The sequence below is a fragment of the Methylocystis sp. SC2 genome (assembly GCF_000304315.1).
Taxonomy (GTDB): Bacteria; Pseudomonadota; Alphaproteobacteria; order Rhizobiales; family Beijerinckiaceae; genus Methylocystis.
This window is the reverse complement of sequence record NC_018485.1, coordinates 3,675,785-3,691,951: the sequence shown is the minus strand read 5'-3', so window position 1 is coordinate 3,691,951 and position 16,167 is coordinate 3,675,785. Positions and strand designations below refer to the sequence as shown.

Genomic DNA, 16,167 nt, shown 5'->3' with positions numbered 1-16,167 from the left:
GAAAGAATCAATGCGGTCATTCAATGGGAAAGCGGTTTTGCCGTTCGCGTTGGCGCTGGCGGCGAGCGCCGCCGCTCCGCAGCACGCCGCCGCGCAGTTTTTCTTTCGGCCGTTCGCCTATAGCTACCGCACCCCGGTCCCGGAGGAGGAGCCCGCCTTCGCCTCCCGTCGGGCCGTCGCCTCGATTCTTGGACGCGAGGGCTATCGACTCATTGGACCGCTCGGTCGCCGTGGTGATCAGGTCGTCGCCACCGGCGTCAGTCGCCGCGAGGGCGAGATGCGCTTCATCATCGACCCCTACGAGGGCCGCATCTTGCGCGCGGTGAGGCTTGGACCTCCGCCGATGTATGATCGCGGGCCACGCTATGGCGGCGCTTACGGACCTTCCGGCGGCGATGCTTATGGCGCGCCCCCGTCGACCGCCGGAGCTCCATACCCGTCCCCAGGCGCCGGCGGTCCCGGGGCGGCCGGCCCCGGCCCGGCCGCTCGCGGCTTTGACGCCGGCCGCTACCCCGATGCGGAACGCGGACGCCAGCAGCCCGGCGGCGCAGCTTTGGCGGATAAGGCGCCGAACGGCGCCAGCCAACAGCGCGCTCGGGCGGCGCAGAAAAGCGCTGCGTCGAAGAGTTCGCGCGCAATCGCCCCGACGACGAAGCCCATAGCGCCACCCGAGGCGCCGATGGCGGCCGCGCCCGCCGCCTCCCCTGCTCCGGCGCCCGCCGCGGCTGCGCCGACCGAGTCCAACCCTGCGCCAACCGCCGCCCAGTCGCAGGAGCCCAAGCCGAACGCTCAGAGCGCCAAGACCGCGCCCACGTCGGGCGCCGAGACGCCGCCGGCGTCGAGCCCGGAGCAGAAAGGCCAAGCTTTAACGGCGACGCCTGCGGCGCCGACAGCCGATAAGACCGCCGGCGACAAGCCGATCACGTCTTCGGCTCCGTCGGAGCGGAAGGCCGACGAAGCCAGCGCCGCAGCGCCGGCGCAAGCGGCCCAGGGGCCGCAGCCAGCCACGGAAAGCTCAGCTCAGCCGGCGCCGGCCTCTGCAGAAAGGGCTGCGGACTCTGGCGCGGCTCCTTCGACGCAGGCCGCTAAGGACCCCGCCGCCGACAAGCCGGCGGCGGATCCAACTTCGAGGCAGACGAACGCCGAGGCCGCCAGCACGCCGCCGCAAGCGCAAGCGACGCAGCAGTCGCCGCAAAGCCCTGAAAGCGCCCCCACATCGCCGGCGCCGGTCTCGGCTGATGTTGCGCCCAGCGCTGCGCCAGCGGCGCAGATCGCCGAAAAGCCCGCCGCGCCTCCGCACGGCGTCTCCATGCCTGCGAAGCGCGCAGCGGCCGCCCGCGCCGCCGGCGGCCTCTCGCGCCGGGCGATCGTCCCGCCGCCGGGCGCAAGCGGCACGACTGTCGTGACCCCGACCGCGTCGACGCCGCCGAATTCCGCCCCGATGGGTTCAGCGACGGCGAAAACGCCCGAGGACGCCGCAAAGCCGAAGACCGGCGGATAAAAAGAGGCGCCCGAACGGGCGCCTCCGGCATTTTCCTCAAACTTTCCGGCTTTAGAGCAGGTTCCGAAAAAGTTGACAGACTTTTCGATGAGAACCTGCTCCAACGGTTTGATTTTGAGCGATTCCTTATCGATCGCATGATTCCACGTGATCGGGAAGCGCTCTAGGCAGCCTTTGACTCGACGATCGTCGCGGCCGGCGCGGCGACGCCGATGTCAATGCGGCGGGGTTTCTGCGCCTCGGGAATCTCGCGCACGAGATCCACATGCAGCAAGCCGTTGACGAGGCTGGCGCCGGTGACGACGACGTGGTCGGCAAGCTGGAACCGACGCTCAAACGCCCGGGCGGCGATGCCCTGATGCAGGACCTCGCGGCCGTCGGAAGGCTGCGCCGGCTCTTTCGAGCCTTTCACCGACAGCGTGTTTTCCTTGGTCTCGACCGAGAGTTCCTCGCGCGAGAAGCCCGCGACCGCGAGGGTCACGCGATAGGCGTTCTCGCCGGTGCGCTCGATATTGTAAGGCGGGTAGCTTTGGGACGTCTCGAAGCCGCTGGCCTGATCGAGCAGGTTGAACAGACGGTCGAAGCCGACGGTCTGGCGGTACAGCGGAGAGAGATCGAACTGACGCATGACATATCCTCCAGTTGAGCGACATGCGGCGCGCTAGCGTTATCGCGCCGCGCCTCTTAGCGCGTCCGTTACGGCCCGCGCTGGCAACGATTTAGGAAGGCCTGCGGCGTCGTTCAAGAGGCGCCCGGCGGGGTCGGCGACACAGAATTTCAGGCGGGCAGCGATTGGCGCTCGGGCGCGCGGAACGGCGACTCGAGGGCAAGCACAAGCCTGACCAGATCCGCCTGCCGGCTGGCGCCGGTCTTCTGGAAAATGCTTTTCAAATAGCCTTTGACGGTTCCCTCGCTCAGGCCAAGCGCGCGCGCCGTGGCCGGGACGCCGCCCACTTCGGCGATGGCGAGCAGCACCGAACTCTCGCGGGCGGTGAGGCCGAACACGCCCGCGGCGACCGCTCCACTTTCGCTGGCGTTGAGGGCGAGCCTGCGCAGAAACAGCGCCGACAGCCCCTTCGACAGCGGCAGCACATGCATCACGCAGCAGCGCGACTCTCCGCGTTTGACCATGATCGCGAAGGCTTCCGCATCGGCGCCGCCGATCTGGGCGAGCGCTCGCTCCAAAGCCTCCTTTGCGCGCGGATCGCGCACTGTCAGCGCTTCGCCGGAGATCGCCAGCGCATCGCCCTCGCCGAGCATCTCGTCGGCGCTGCGATTCCGATGGACGACGCGCATCCTGTTGTCGACGACAAGCACGGGCGACGTCAGCTCCTCGAACAATTCGACGAGAGCCGATGTGTCAGGCGCCGGCTTGTGCCGCGCAATGGCCTTCGCGAGATGCGGCAGAAGCGCGTCAAGACGCCTCTTCGCCTCGATGTCGACAAGACCTGCGGCCTCGTCGCGAAAGGCGACGAAGAGGCAAGCGCCCGTCTCGGAGCGATGGATGACGCCGCCGATCATATCGGCGAGGCCGAAGGGCGCCATCCAGCGCTGGTAGGCGCCGCTGTGACGAAGCTCGTCCCGCGAGACGAAGTCCTCCGACGAGAACGCCCGACCGACGCCAATCTCGGCCAGGACTCGCGCCTTGACGGGATCGAGTTTGCGATGATTGCGCAGATATTCGACGATCCACGCTTTCTCGGCGCGCGTCGAATGCTTGAGCTCCAACAGCGCCGAACAACGGTCTTCGAACAGCAGCGCCGCAAAACGCGCATCCAGGAAACGCGCAATCTCGTCGAGCGTATCGGGCCAGTGCTGCGCTTCGGCGCCCGCGGCTTTGATCGCCGCGATGACGCGCGCATCCGCATCTTTCGTTGAGGTCATGTCTTCACCCGGTGCGACCTCTCGCCACACCTTCGCAAAGCCGGTCTTCGCGATGGCGCTTTCCCCGCAGCGAAAGGTCCTTTTGCCCTGGAGCCCCTAGAAGAATCGGCAAAAACACCGGGACGCCATTCCATCGCAGCTTAGCTACTGTGTTGCGCAACTGCAACAAGGACAAGAATTTACGCAAAGGCCGAGCGGCGCCCTCCCGATCGGGGGGAACCGGAGAAAAACGTAGCGGCTAAGTTGCGCGAAATGAATCGGCGCGGCGGCATGTCACCTTCGGCTTCAACGACGACAGCAAAGACGGGCGCACGGCGGAAAGGCCTGCGCGCCTTTCTTGCCGCGACGCTTTTCGTCGTTTCGGCTTTGTTGCAGACGACGATCGCGCCGCATGCGGCCCTGTCGGCGACGCAGGAGTTCTGCGTCGCCAGTCACCCCGCCGCGGACGAGACGGCGCCGGGCCGCACGCCGGCGCATGGCTGGCACGCGCACTGCGGCGCCTGCCCGATCGGAACTCCGCCTTTCATTTCCGAAAGGCCGCCGATCGCGCGGCTCGAACAGCCGCCAACGCCGCTTGTCTTTTTCGACGCCTGGCCCTTTGAACCGCGCGAACGGCGCCGGCCGGGCGAAACGCGCTCGCGCGCGCCTCCCGCGCTCTCCTGACGAAACAAAACACACACCGTTTCAACCGCCGTTCGCCGGCGGATCAGGAGAACTCATCCCATGTACCGTCCCGTCCTGCTGCGCGGCGCAAGCGCTTGCGCGTTGATCCTCGCCTCGCTTGCGGCCGCCAAGGCGCAAGTCTCTCTTCCGCAGATCGTCGTCGGCGCGGCGCAGAGGGCGCCAACCACGCCGCCGCCGGATAAGGCCGACGAGACCGTCGTCACCCAAAAAGAAATCGTCGAGGAGAAGCCGCCGGAGACGGATACCGCGAAGCTTCTCGAGCATCAGCCGGGCGTCAGCGTGCAGACGGGCGGCGGCGTCTCCGGCATCCCCGCGATCCGCGGACTCGCCGACGATCGGCTGAAGATCGTCGTCGGCGGCGTGCAGGCCACGTCTTCCTGCGCCAATCACATGAATTCGCCGTTGAGCTACACCGATCCCAACACGATCGGTCGGGTTGAAATCGTGACCGCGGTCTCGTCAGTCAGCAAAGGCGGCGATTCGATCGGCGGCTCGATCCTCGTCACGCCGAAATCGCCGGTCTTTGCGACGCCGGTCGTCGCGCCGGGCGGCGTTGCGCCGGGCGGCGCCCCTGTATCGCCGATCGTCGCCGCGAGCCCCTACCCGCCCGTTCCCTATTTGCCGCTGCCGATTCCGGGAACGCTGCGCTTTGGCCCCAACAATGAAGTGCTGGCGACGGGAACAGTTTCCGCCTTCTTCCGCGGCAACAACAATGGCGTCGGCGTTTCAGCGAACATCAACATGGCCAACGACCATTGGAGCCTGCTCTACAATGGCTCCTGGCAGCGCGCGACGAACTATCACGCCGGCGGCAACGGCGACAAAGTTCTCTCAACGAACTTCATGTCCGAGAATCACGCCGTCACGCTCGGCTACCAGAATGAAGGGCATCTGTTCACCTTCCGCGGCGCTTATCAGAACATCCCCTATCAGGGCTTTCCGAACCAGCGCATGGATATGACGCGCAATCGCTCCTATTCGCTGGACGCCCTCTACAAGGGCGCCTTCGAATGGGGCACGCTGGAGGCGCGCGCCTACTGGCATCAGGTCTTCCACAAGATGGGATTCCTGGAGGACAGATTCTGGCTCAATCACCCGATGATCGCGCTCGGCCGCGACTTCGGCTATTCGGTAAAAGCGGAAATTCCATACAGCGAACAGGATCTCTTCCGCATCGGCAACGAGTTCCACGGCTATCGGCTGCAGGACTATTGGCCTTCCGATCTCACCGGCTTCACGCAGGGGTTCGCCACGCCGCCCGGCAGTTTGAGCCGGCCTTTCGCGAATGTGAACATCAACGGCGGCCAGCGCAATCGCGTCGGAACCTATGCCGAATGGGAGCGCCGCTGGACAGTTCAGTGGTCGAGCCTGATCGGCGTGCGCAACGACATCGTCTGGATGGACACTGGTCCTGGCCAGAGCTACACGCCCTTCGTCTTCCCCAACACGCCTTTGATCGCCCGCGCGAATAATTTGGCGGTCAATATCTTCAACGCGCAAAATCGCGCGCGCACCGACATCAATTTCGACATGACCGCTCTGGCGCGCTACGAGCCGGAGCCCGGCAGCCTTTACGAGTTCGGCTATTCGCGCAAGACGCGCTCGCCCAATCTCTATGAACGCTACACCTGGCCGGTGGCGGGCCCGTTCACGGCGATGTTCAACTGGTTCGGCGACGGCAATGGCTATACCGGCAACCTCAATCTGAAGCCGGAAGTGGCGCACAATGTCGCATTCACCGGCGCGTGGCGCGACATGTCCGGCGCCAACAATTGGGAAGCGCGGATCTCGCCCTTCTACACCTATGTCGAGAACTATATCGACGGCGCGAGAACCGGCGGGACCTTCAACACCTTCCCGGTGGCGAATTCCTATATTTTTCAGATCATGCAGTTCCGCAATTTCAGGGCGGAGCTCTATGGCGTCGATGGCTCGGGCCGAGTGAAGCTGCATGAATCGCCCGAATACGGCAGACTGCAGGCGGTCGGCGTCGTCAGTTTCGTCTATGGACGAAATCTCGACATCGGCAATCCGCAATATTGTCTGCCGGGCAACGGCTTGTGCTCTGCCGCGTCCTTCTTGATCAAGAAGGGCGATGGTCTGTGGAACCTGATGCCGGCCAATGCGCGCATCGCGCTCGAGCACCAGATTGGCGGATTGAGCATGGCCGCCGAAACGCAACTCGTCGCGCCCAAGGATCACGTGTCGGCCAACAAGGGCGAGTTTACGACCCCGGCATATGCGCTGCTCAATCTGCGCGCCGCCTATGACTGGAGCAATATGCGGATTGACCTCGGCGTCGACAATGTCACCGACGCGCTTTACTCGTTGCCGCTTGGCGGATTCGATTTAACGAACTATTCGCGCAACGCCTTCCTGTTCGGACGCAATGTGGGTCTTGCGAGCGTGCGTCAGGTGCCCGGCATGGGCCGCAATTTTTACGCTGGCCTCACCGTAAGGTTCTGACCGCGGCATGCTATCTTGCAAGGCGGCGCGCCGTTGCGCCGCCTGTTCTCGGACGTTCTGATGCGACGACTCCTTATTATTAGTGCTTCGCTGTGCGCCACGCTTGCGTCGGCGCACGCCGAGATCATCGGGACGAATGCGCCGCGCGCCGTCACCGAGGACGAAATGAAGGCCTCTTTGAGGGAGGTCGAACTTGTCGGCGCACATGGCGCGCCGCTCGATCTGCGCGCGCTGATGGCGAATGGCCGGCCGACGCTTGTCAGCCTGTGGGCGTATTGGTGTCCGAATTGTCTCGCCGAAATGAAAGGCTTCAAGGCGATCGCCGAGGCCTGCCCGGAGCGCTGGAACATCGTCTTCGTTTCGGCGCGCGCGAGCGATTATCCCAAGGATGCGGCGAAGTTTAAAACCTACGGCCTGCCGTGGAAGATCTTTCGCGTTGGCGATTCCACGAGGACGGACGTGTCGAAAGCCATGAGCGCTCGGGCCTTCTATGGCGCTATGGCCGACGGCGCCGTCGTCACCCCTCTCCACTATTTCATCGGCGCGTCCGGACGCGTCGACGCCATCGTCAACGGCAGAATGAACTTCGCCGAGCCGCAACGCCTCGCCGCTTTCTGCGCCGACTGAAACGGCGCCGTTCGGCCTTGTCGCCAAAATGCATTATCCTGGCGCGAAGATTCGGCCTGAGAGCGCCGAGGAGATCCCATGCGAGAACTTGTCGCGTCGCCCGGCAACCCGATCCCCGAGGGCGCCGCCGTTTACACCCTGAAGACGCGGGACGGCCGGCGATTGCGCGCCGCCGCTTTTCCCTGCAGCGAGAGAGCGCGCGGCACGGTGGCGCTGTTTCAGGGCCACAATGAATTTATCGAAAAATATTTCGAGACCATCGAGGATTTGCGCAGCCGCCGCCTCGACGTGGTGGCGCTCGATTGGCGCGGCCAAGCCGGCTCGGAGCGCGAGCTCGCCGACCCGCGTAAGGGCCACATCGACGATTTCTCGCAATATCAACGCGATCTGGAGGTTTTCATCTCCCAGGTGTTGAGCGACCGGCCGAAGCCCTGGTTCGCGCTCGCCCATTCCATGGGCGCGGCCATCCTGCTGGACGCGGCGCATGCAGGAAAAACGCCGTTCCAGCGCTTCGTGCTGACCGCCCCCATGATCGACCTCGCCAATCTGCGGTTTCCGCGCGCCTCGCGCTGGCTCGCCGACACGCTCGACATGTGCGGACTGGGCGGCATGTACATTCCGGGCGGAACCGGCGCCTCCTTTATCGAGAAGCCCTTCGAACGCAATCTGCTGACCACCGATCGCGTCCGCTTCGAACGAAACGCCGCCATTCTCAGGGAGGCGCCGCAGCTCGCCATCGGCGATCCGACGATCGGCTGGGTCAACGCCGCCTTCCGTCTCATGAGGGGCTTCGAATCGCCCGACTACGCCCGAAGCATCCGCGCGACCATCCTGATGTTCGGCTGCGGTCGCGAGATGATCGTCTCTAACGGCGCCATCGAGCGTTTTGCTCAAAATCTCGACAGCGGCGTTCTCGCGATGGTCCCCGGCGCCAAGCATGAACTGATGATGGAGCGCGACGAGTTTCGCAGTCAGTTCTGGCGCGGCTTCGACGCTTTCATCCCGGGCGAGGCGCGCGTTTCCTAGAGAGCGTGATCGCCGAGCAGCTTCAACGCCTCTTCGTGCAGCGCCGGGTCGCCCGCCGCGACGATGGCGCCGCCCAGCGCCGCCGCGCCGCCGCTCCAGTTGGTGACGACGCCCCCCGCGCCCTCGATGATCGGAATCAGCGCGACGATGTCGTAGGGCTGCAAATTCGTCTCGATGACGAGGTCGACATGGCCGGCCGCAAGCGCGCAATAGGCGTAGCAGTCGCCGCCGTAGCGGGAAAGCCGCGCCCCGCGCTCGACGCGGTGAAAATGCTCGCGCAGCGCCGGATCGATCAGCAGCGGCGAGGTCGTCATCAGCGTCGCCTGCGCGAGCTTTGGACAGTGGCGCGAGGCGATCTTGCGCGTCTCAAGAACGCCGCGCGCGCCCCCCGGCCCGCGCGCCGGCCCCCGCCAATAGGCGGCCTCGCCGTCGCCGAAGAAGCGCTCGCGGGTAAACGGCTGGCTCATCAGGCCGTAGCAGGGGCGCCCGCGATGCGTCAGGCCGATCAGCGTGCCCCACAGCGGCAGGCCGCAGATGAAGCTCTTGGTGCCGTCGATCGGATCAAGCACCCAGACATATTCGGCGTTTTCGCGCAAATGTCCGAATTCTTCGCCATAGACCCCATGGTCGGGGAAGGTCGCCTCAATCAGCCGCCGCATGGCGAGTTCGGCGCCGCGGTCGGCTTCCGTGACCGGATCGAACGCCCCGCCATGCGCCTTGTCGTCGGCGGCGAGCGCGGTCCTGAAAAAAGGCATGATGGCTTCCGCCGAAACGTCGGCGAGTCGCTCAACGAACTTCTCGAAATCAACGGCGGTCATGCCAGCTCCCAGCGGGACGGTCGACGCCCGCCTATTCGGCCGCCGCCCGCCGCTCGCCGCCCAAAATCTCGCTCAAGTCTTCGTGCCGCGCCACCACCGCCATGACGTCCGCAAGATCGCGGGCGACGGCGTCGAAACGCTCGTTCTTCTGAAGCGTAGACTCGTCCATGTAAAGACCACGCGACACTTCGATCTGCAGCGCGTGCCAGCCCGCGACGGGCTTGCCGTAATGCTCGGTGATGAAACCGCCCGCGTAGGGCCGATTGCGCATGACGTGATAGCCGCGGCCGCGCAATCGATCCTCGACGACGTCGACGAGCCCGGTGCAGGCGCTCGCGCCGTAGCGGTCGCCGATGACGAAGTCGATGCGCCGCTTGTCGCCCCGCGTCGAGAGCAAGGGATCGCGGGCGCCGGTCGAAGGCATCGAATGGCAGTCGATCAGCACGGCGACGCCAAAACGCGCCGCGGCGCGCTCCATCAACCCGCGCAAGGCCGCATGATAGGGCTTGTAGAGCCCGTCGATGCGCCGCAAGCCTTCCTCGAGCGTGAGGCGGCCTGCATAGATCTCGCGCGCGTCGGCGACCACGCGCGGGATCGTGCCCAGTCCGGCCGCGACGCGCAGAGAGCGCGTGTTGGCGAAGGACGGCAACGCGCCGTCGAAGAGCTTGGGGTCGAGTTCGTAGGGTTCGCGATTGAGATCGAGATAGGCGCGGGGAAAGCGCGCCCGCAGCAGAGGCGCCCCCATCGACGAGGCCGAGGCGAAGAGATCGTCGACATAGGCGTCTTCCGAACGGCGCAGCGTCGCCGCGTCGAGCGGGGTCGCGGCGAGAAAGCGCGCAGGATAGATCCGCCCTGAATGCGGCGAGGAAAAGACCAGCGGCGAAACAAGCGCGTCCGGCTCGATGATGTCGAAGGCGCGTTCAAATTCCGGTTCGCAGCAGGGCGTCGCCGTCAAATTGGTCTCGCGCCACTCGCGCATGCCATCGTTCATTCGTTTTTCTCGTTTGCGCGCCGCGACCGCCTCTTCAGGCTAGCGCCGGCGTGGCGGATCAGCTCAAAAAGGACGATGCGTCGCGCGACACTGGGCGCTAAGTTAACGCGGCGCCACCCCGGTTTCACCTGAAATTTACGAAGCTCGGGCGATATGGCTAAAAACCCCGCGAGGATGGCGATGAACGACAGACCAACCGCTAGAATTCTGCTTGCGGAAGACGACAACGACATGCGGCGCTTCCTGGTCAAGGCTTTGCAGCAGGCCGGTTTTTCGGTCACCTCATTCGACAACGGGCTTTCCGCCTATGATCAGCTGCGGGTCGAACCCTTCGAACTCCTGCTGACCGATATCGTCATGCCCGAGATGGACGGAATCGAACTCGCCCGCCGCGCGACCGAACTCGATCCCGACCTCAAGGTCATGTTCATCACCGGCTTCGCCGCCGTGGCGCTCAACCCCGACAGTCAGGCGCCGCGACAGGCGAAAATCCTCTCCAAGCCCTTCCATCTGCGGGATTTGGTCACCGAGGTGCACCGGATGCTTGCGGCCTGAGCGCTTCAGACCATGCTGGTGTTTAGCCCAGATGCGGATCAAATAACGCGATTTAAGCGCAGGCTTCGCAGATCGCCGCAACGTGGCGATCGTCCGTCCCGCAACATCCGCCGAGGATGCGCAAGCCGGGATATGTCTCGCGCAATTTCCGATATCTGCGGCCCAGATCAATCGGATCGCCCGAGTCGAGCGTTTCCGACTCATCCAGCTCGGCGTGGCTTTTCGTCGAAGCATTGGCCTTGACGCCGAGCAGCCGTTTCATCCAGGGCGCGTCCGCGGAGAGCGCCTGCTCGAAATGCGTCGGATGCGCGCAGTTGATCGTATAATAGGCCGGCGCCGCGTCGGTTTCGCGATCCACCGTCTCGACGGCGTCGCGCAGGCTCCGCCCGCCGACGAGCTTGCCGTCGGTCTCCACCGTGAAGGAGATTGAGCAGGGCATGGCGCGCGCGCGGGCGGCGCGGGCGATCCCGATCGCCTCCTCGACGTAATTCAAGGTATAGGCCGCGACCATGTCGGCGTCCGTTTGGGCGAAGGAGGCGATCTGCGGCGCGTGATAGTCTTCCGCTTCCGCAGCGCTCATGCGCCCTTCCGCATAGCCGTCTCCGCGCGGCCCGATCACGCCGGCCACGACGATCGGCGTTTGAGCCGTCTCCCAGGCCTGCCGAAGTTCGTCGAGAAGCGCGATCGATGCTTCATTGATGCGCTTCAACCCTGCCGCGTCATAGCCGAGCCTCGCGCCCCAGTCGGGATTGGCGCGCCACGTCGGACTGTCCAGCATCAAGCCGCGTCCGTGGCGGCGCGCGATCGCGAGGTAGCGCTCGTAATAGGCGCGGAGCCGCGCCCGGCCCTCCTCGCTGTCGAGCAGGACAAATGACGCGAAATGCGGCAACGCGACGCCTTCATGGAAGATCAGCGTCGTCTCCATGCCGCCGTCGCTGACGAAGAGCCCCGGCTTCAGCTGCGGCAGATCGGCTCGGCGTCCGGTCATATTCTATATTCCTCGCTTATGGCGCCCGGCCGTTAGGGGCCAACTTGCCCATTTGCCCGCAGTGCGTTATCAGCGCCAGCAAATTCGCTTGTTTCGAACGGCCGACCCCGCGCCGCTGCGGCGTGGGTCTTCCGTCGTTTCCATCGCAAAAAGGATGCGTCGCTATGAAGAAGGACATCCACCCCGGATATCATATGATCAAGGTCGTGATGACCGACGGCACGGAATTTACGACCCGTTCCACCTGGGGTAAGGCGGGGGACACGATGCACCTCGACATCGACCCGAAGACGCACCCGGCCTGGACGGGCGGGTCGACGCAACTGCTCGACCGCGGCGGACGCTTGTCGCGCTTCAACTCCCGCTTCGGAAATCTCTCTTTCGGCAAGAAATAAAAGGAAGGCGGCGGTTGAACCGCCGCCTCCAGTTGGTTCGCCTGAAGGATATTACTGGGCGAAAGCGGCGCGCAGCCTCGCGATCTGCGCTTCGACCGGACTGGAGGCCGGCGCCGGCGCGGCGAGCGCCGGCTCGAGCGCATGGATCAGCCGGTCAAGGTGGATGATCCGGGCTTGCAGGCGCAGCGACTGCAGCGACAGCTCGCGCAGACGGTGCGGCAAGCGCTGAAAAAGTTCCGGGGCCGAGGCCAGCTCCTGTTCGCGAAGCTTGACGCGATGGCGGTTGCTCGCCGCCTGATGGCGCGTCAGCTCGCCCTGATTCACCGCGCGCTGCACCAACAGCCAGGACGCAATCTGCATCAGCCTTGTCGTCAGCCGCATGCTTTCCGCCGCATAGGCGAGCGCTTCGGTCCGCGGCAGCGCCTTCGCGTCGAGACGGCCGTCGCCGTCGAGATAGGAGGCGGCCTCCTCGACGAGGCTCATTCCTTCGCGAAACAGGGCGCAAAAGCCCTCGGATCCCGCCAGTCTCTCGATGAAAGAGACCGGCTGCTTCTCCCCTGCGCTGCCTTTGACTCGAGCCATGCGAACGTTCACGCAAATGCGACGCGGTTGCGTCTTTCTATGGCATGGACTGTAACGCAGAGGACCGAAGGGCGCGCGCTTAGCCTTTCCTTAACCTTAACGAGGCCACGCCGAACGCAAAAAGAGAGCCGCGATGGCGGCTCTCAAGGCATCTTGACAGGGAGGCATCAAGGACGAGTGGAGAAGAAGCCACTCGAATGTCCCACTTAAGGGACGCATTCAGGCTGCACGATAATCCTTAATTTAAGGTTAACGCGTCAAACTGCCCGTTGTCGGGCCTTTGAGCCGATGGGAAGATCGGGCGGCAGAAGAGTCGTTTCCACGACGCGTTTCTCGGGCCTGGCGCCGCTCGCCAGCGTCGGGACGAAACAAGCGCCGAACGTTTCAGGTCAATGCAACCTTCTGTCAATCAAGCTGCAAAAGGGACTGGCTCCAGGACGAAAACTGGCGCATTTGAACAAGCCTTCGCGTTGCGTCTCCGGGCGCTCGAAAAGCGTTGAACCTCCCGCAACCCTCCCCCTAGGCTCTCCTTAAATGATTCGCTCCGCCTTGATGAATGTGATGACCGCCGCCGCGCTGAAAGCGGGACGCGGCCTTAAACGCGATTTCGGGGAGGTGGAGAACCTCCAAGTGTCGGTGAAGGGTCCGGGCGATTTCGTTAGCGCGGCGGACAAGCGCGCCGAGAAGACTCTGTTCGACGAATTGTCGAAGGCGCGACCCGGCTACGGCTTCATTCTCGAGGAAGGCGGCGTCATCGAAGGTTCCGACAAGAGCCACCGCTGGATTATCGATCCGCTCGACGGCACCTCGAATTTCCTCCATGGCGTTCCGGTCTTCGCCATCTCTATCGGGTTGGAGCGCGAGGATCGCCTCGTCGCCGGCCTCATCTATAATCCCGCCACCGACGACATGTTCGTCGCGGAACTGGGCCAGGGCGCCTATTTCAACAATCGCCGCATGCGCGTCGCGGCGCGGCGTTCGCTGGGCGAGTCGATGGTGGCCTGCGGAATTCCGCCGCTGGCGCGGGTCCGTGACCATGAATCCTTCAAGCGCGAGCTTGCGGCCGGCATGGGAAAGATCGCAAATATTCGCCGCTTGGGCGCCGCGGCGCTCGATCTCGCGATGGTCGCCTGCGGGCGTTTCGACGGCTATTGGGAGCGCGGCATCAGCTCCTGGGACGTGGCGGCGGGCATCGTGCTCGTGCGTGAAGCCGGCGGCTTCGTCAGCGATCTATCCGGCGGCGCAGACATGCTTGGGAAGGGCGAGATCTGCGCAGGCAATGAGGCGATTCACCGCCAGCTGCTCGATCTGATGAGGAAGGCATGAACGCTCCGCCCGCACATGCGTCGCTGAGTCTGCGTGCGCGCGTCGACGCCGACTGGCCGTTCATTCTCGACGTTTGGGTCGCCTCCTGGCGGGTCACCTATCCCGAGATCGACTTCGAGGGGCGCCGCGACTGGCTCCTGCGCCGCATTCGGGAGTTGGAAGAAGCGGGAGCGGTGACGCTCTGCCTGTTTGACGCTCAGTCGGCGCTTGCAGGTTTCGTCGTGATCAACCCGGCGGACGGCTGGCTCGATCAGATTTGCGTCGCTCCGGATAGATTCGGCGCAGGCTTCGGCGCGTTGCTGCTGTCGGCGGCGCGAAACGTCTCGCCAAGGCTTATTCGGCTGGACGTCAATGCGGACAATGCTCGCGCCATCCGTTTTTACGAACGTGACGGATTTTCGCGCGTCGGACGCGGCGCGAACACATTGTCGGGTCGCGAAACCGTCATGATGGAATGGCGGCCGCAAGGAGACTAACAATTCTCGCCCGCTGGGTTTTCATCGGGCGTTCGCTCCTATAATATTGTTCGCGCATTCGAGTTTCGGCCGAACGATCTTGCTCTCTCGTCTCAAGACGCGCGGCGCCTGACCCTTCCCAAGCTTCGATTGACTGAGAAAAACGCAGCGATCCGCAGCGTTCCCGCTATTTTGAAAGGAAAAGCCATGCCGACAGGCGCCGTAAAGTGGTTCAACGCACAAAAGGGCTTCGGCTTCATTCAGCCGGACGCCGGCGGCCAGGACGTCTTCGTTCACATCAGCGCCGTCGAGCGCGCCGGCCTGGACAGCCTCGCTGAAGGCCAGAAGGTTTCCTACGAACTCGTCGTGGACAAGCGGAGCGGCAGATCCTCCGCCGATAAGCTGCAGCTGCAGGACTAGACTTCGCCGCTTTGGCGCTGCTCGCCCAGATGCGCGATGCGGATCATGTTTGTTGCGCCCGGCGTGCCGAAAGGCATGCCGGCGACGATGATGACCCGGTCGCCAGGGCCGCCGAATCCCTCGCTCTCCGAATATTCGCAAGCGCGCCCCACCATATCTTCAATATCGACGGCGTCGCGCGTCTCCAGCGCGTGCACGCCCCAGACGAGCGCCAGGCGACGGGCGGTGTCGCGCTTCGGCGTCAGCGCCAGAATTGGCGACTGGGGCCGTTCGCGGGCGATGCGCAGCGCCGTCGTGCCGGATGACGTCCAGGCGATGATCGCCTTCGAATGAAGCGTTTGCGCCACGTCGCGGGCGGCGACGGCGATGGCGTCGGCTGAGGTCGGATTGGGCAATTCGCCGCGCTGGGCGTTGATAATCGAGCGGTAGATCGCGTCCGTCTCGACCTCTTCCGCGATCCGGCTCATGGTGGCCACGGCTTCGTGCGGATATTGCCCCGCCGCGCTTTCGGCGGAGAGCATGACGGCGTCCGCGCCTTCAAAGACGGCGGTGGCGACGTCAGACACCTCGGCGCGCGTCGGCAAGGGCGACAGGATCATCGACTCGAGCATCTGCGTCGCGATGACGACCGGCTTGCCCAGCCGTCGCGCCGAACGGTTGATGCGTTTTTGAAGTCCTGGGACGCGCTCGAGCGGCACTTCGACGCCAAGGTCGCCGCGCGCCACCATCAGCGCGTCAGAAACTTCGATCACCTCCTCGAGCCTCGAAATCGCCTGAGGCTTCTCGATCTTCGCCATGATCATCGCTCGGCCTTGCGTGATCTGCTTCACTTCAAGGACGTCTTCAGGACGCTGGACGAAGGAGATCGCCACCCAGTCAACGCGCTCTTTGAGCGCGGCGTCGAGATCGGCGCGATCCTTGTTGGTCATCGAGGTGATGGGAATTTCCGTATCGGGCAGGCTCACGCCCTTGCGGTTCGAGAGGCGGCCGGCGACGTCGACCACGGCGTGCGCCCGCTCCGGCGACGTCTCGACGACATGCAGCCGCACGCGGCCATCGTCGATGAGGATGGAATCATTGACCTTGAGCGCCGCTAAAATCTCGGGATGCGGCAGACGCACCCGCGTGACGTCGCCGGGTTTAGGATCGCTGTCGAAGACGAAGACGTCGCCCTTGCGCAAATGCACCGAGCCTTCCTCGAAGGCGCCGATGCGCAGCTTCGGGCCCTGGAGATCGACGAGGACGGCGATCGCGCGCGAAATGTCGTTCTCGATTTCGCGGATGATCCGGACGTAGCTGGCGAGGCCGGCGTGATCCGTGTGGCTCATGTTGATGCGGAAAACGTCGGCGCCGGCGCGCACGAGCCCCGCGATGACCGCTTTGTCGACCGTCGCCGGACCAAGCGTTGCGATAATTTTGACGCGCCGCGACCTTCTCATGATGAAGCCG

Annotated in this window: 17 protein-coding genes; 10 read left to right on the top strand and 7 right to left on the bottom strand. The window is 64.5% G+C overall.

Features of this window, described 5'->3' with window-relative positions:
- Positions 1–10: 10 nt before the first annotated feature.
- Positions 11–1,501, top strand: a complete 1,491-nt coding sequence (locus BN69_RS17850) for a hypothetical protein (protein WP_014893055.1) — start codon at positions 11–13, stop codon at positions 1,499–1,501.
- 163 nt (positions 1,502–1,664) lie between these two features.
- On the opposite strand, the gene BN69_RS17845 is transcribed toward BN69_RS17850, so the two are convergent.
- Both BN69_RS17845 and BN69_RS17840 read right to left on the bottom strand, forming a co-directional pair.
- Positions 1,665–2,129, bottom strand: coding sequence for an Hsp20 family protein (locus BN69_RS17845; protein ID WP_014893054.1), 465 nt, complete (start codon positions 2,127–2,129; stop codon positions 1,665–1,667).
- A 149-nt stretch (positions 2,130–2,278) separates the two neighbouring features.
- Positions 2,279–3,385 carry a helix-turn-helix transcriptional regulator gene (locus tag BN69_RS17840; RefSeq protein ID WP_014893053.1) on the bottom strand — a complete coding sequence of 369 codons (1,107 nt, stop codon included), beginning with the start codon at positions 3,383–3,385 and terminating at the stop codon, positions 2,279–2,281.
- Positions 3,386–3,655: 270 nt separating this feature from the next.
- Here BN69_RS17840 and BN69_RS17835 point away from each other — a divergent pair, with 270 nt between their 5' ends.
- The 4 genes from BN69_RS17835 to BN69_RS17820 all read left to right on the top strand — a co-directional run bounded on the left by BN69_RS17835 (position 3,656) and on the right by BN69_RS17820 (position 8,188).
- A complete protein-coding gene (locus BN69_RS17835) occupies positions 3,656–4,048 on the top strand; it encodes a hypothetical protein (RefSeq protein ID WP_014893052.1) in 393 nt (130 codons plus the stop codon).
- A 60-nt stretch (positions 4,049–4,108) separates the two neighbouring features.
- Positions 4,109–6,535 carry a TonB-dependent receptor gene (locus tag BN69_RS17830; RefSeq protein ID WP_014893051.1) on the top strand — a complete coding sequence of 809 codons (2,427 nt, stop codon included), beginning with the start codon at positions 4,109–4,111 and terminating at the stop codon, positions 6,533–6,535.
- 60 nt (positions 6,536–6,595) lie between these two features.
- Positions 6,596–7,162: a TlpA family protein disulfide reductase gene (locus BN69_RS17825; RefSeq protein WP_014893050.1), complete on the top strand. Its 567-nt coding sequence runs from the start codon at positions 6,596–6,598 to the stop codon at positions 7,160–7,162.
- Positions 7,163–7,240: 78 nt separating this feature from the next.
- Positions 7,241–8,188, top strand: a complete 948-nt coding sequence (locus tag BN69_RS17820; protein ID WP_014893049.1) for an alpha/beta fold hydrolase — start codon at positions 7,241–7,243, stop codon at positions 8,186–8,188.
- On the opposite strand, the gene hisN is transcribed toward BN69_RS17820, so the two are convergent.
- Together hisN and BN69_RS17810 are read right to left on the bottom strand one after the other, a co-directional pair.
- On the bottom strand, positions 8,185–9,006 hold the full coding sequence (hisN, locus tag BN69_RS17815; RefSeq protein WP_014893048.1) for a histidinol-phosphatase: 822 nt from the start codon (positions 9,004–9,006) through the stop codon (positions 8,185–8,187). The genes BN69_RS17820 and hisN overlap by 4 nt on opposite strands.
- A 31-nt stretch (positions 9,007–9,037) precedes the next feature.
- Complete coding sequence (locus BN69_RS17810) at positions 9,038–9,997, bottom strand: N-formylglutamate amidohydrolase (RefSeq protein ID WP_014893047.1); 960 nt, start codon at positions 9,995–9,997, stop codon at positions 9,038–9,040.
- 180 nt (positions 9,998–10,177) lie between these two features.
- Here BN69_RS17810 and cpdR point away from each other — a divergent pair, with 180 nt between their 5' ends.
- Positions 10,178–10,552, top strand: coding sequence for a cell cycle two-component system response regulator CpdR (gene cpdR, locus BN69_RS17805; RefSeq protein ID WP_014893046.1), 375 nt, complete (start codon positions 10,178–10,180; stop codon positions 10,550–10,552).
- 52 nt (positions 10,553–10,604) lie between these two features.
- On the opposite strand, the gene BN69_RS17800 is transcribed toward cpdR, so the two are convergent.
- Entirely contained in the window at positions 10,605–11,540 is a 936-nt protein-coding gene (locus tag BN69_RS17800; RefSeq protein ID WP_014893045.1) for a homocysteine S-methyltransferase family protein, read from the bottom strand.
- A gap of 164 nt (positions 11,541–11,704) precedes the next feature.
- Here BN69_RS17800 and rpmE point away from each other — a divergent pair, with 164 nt between their 5' ends.
- A complete protein-coding gene (gene rpmE / locus BN69_RS17795) occupies positions 11,705–11,935 on the top strand; it encodes a 50S ribosomal protein L31 (RefSeq protein WP_014893044.1) in 231 nt (76 codons plus the stop codon).
- Positions 11,936–11,986: 51 nt separating this feature from the next.
- Here the strand turns inward: rpmE and rcdA are convergent, their stop codons facing one another.
- A complete protein-coding gene (gene rcdA / locus BN69_RS17790) occupies positions 11,987–12,517 on the bottom strand; it encodes a protease adaptor protein RcdA (RefSeq protein WP_014893043.1) in 531 nt (176 codons plus the stop codon).
- A 534-nt stretch (positions 12,518–13,051) separates the two neighbouring features.
- Here rcdA and BN69_RS17785 point away from each other — a divergent pair.
- From BN69_RS17785 to BN69_RS17775, 3 genes are all read left to right on the top strand, one after another.
- A complete protein-coding gene (locus BN69_RS17785; RefSeq protein ID WP_014893042.1) occupies positions 13,052–13,843 on the top strand; it encodes an inositol monophosphatase family protein in 792 nt (263 codons plus the stop codon).
- Positions 13,840–14,319, top strand: coding sequence for a GNAT family N-acetyltransferase (locus tag BN69_RS17780; RefSeq protein WP_014893041.1), 480 nt, complete (start codon positions 13,840–13,842; stop codon positions 14,317–14,319). The genes BN69_RS17785 and BN69_RS17780 overlap by 4 nt, the downstream gene beginning before the upstream one ends.
- A gap of 186 nt (positions 14,320–14,505) precedes the next feature.
- Positions 14,506–14,718 (top strand): cold-shock protein, encoded by a 213-nt coding sequence (locus BN69_RS17775; RefSeq protein WP_014893040.1) that lies wholly within the window; start codon positions 14,506–14,508, stop codon positions 14,716–14,718.
- On the opposite strand, the gene pyk is transcribed toward BN69_RS17775, so the two are convergent.
- Positions 14,715–16,157, bottom strand: coding sequence for a pyruvate kinase (gene pyk, locus BN69_RS17770; protein ID WP_014893039.1), 1,443 nt, complete (start codon positions 16,155–16,157; stop codon positions 14,715–14,717). The two genes, BN69_RS17775 and pyk, sit on opposite strands and share 4 nt — an antisense overlap.
- Positions 16,158–16,167 lie beyond the last annotated feature (10 nt).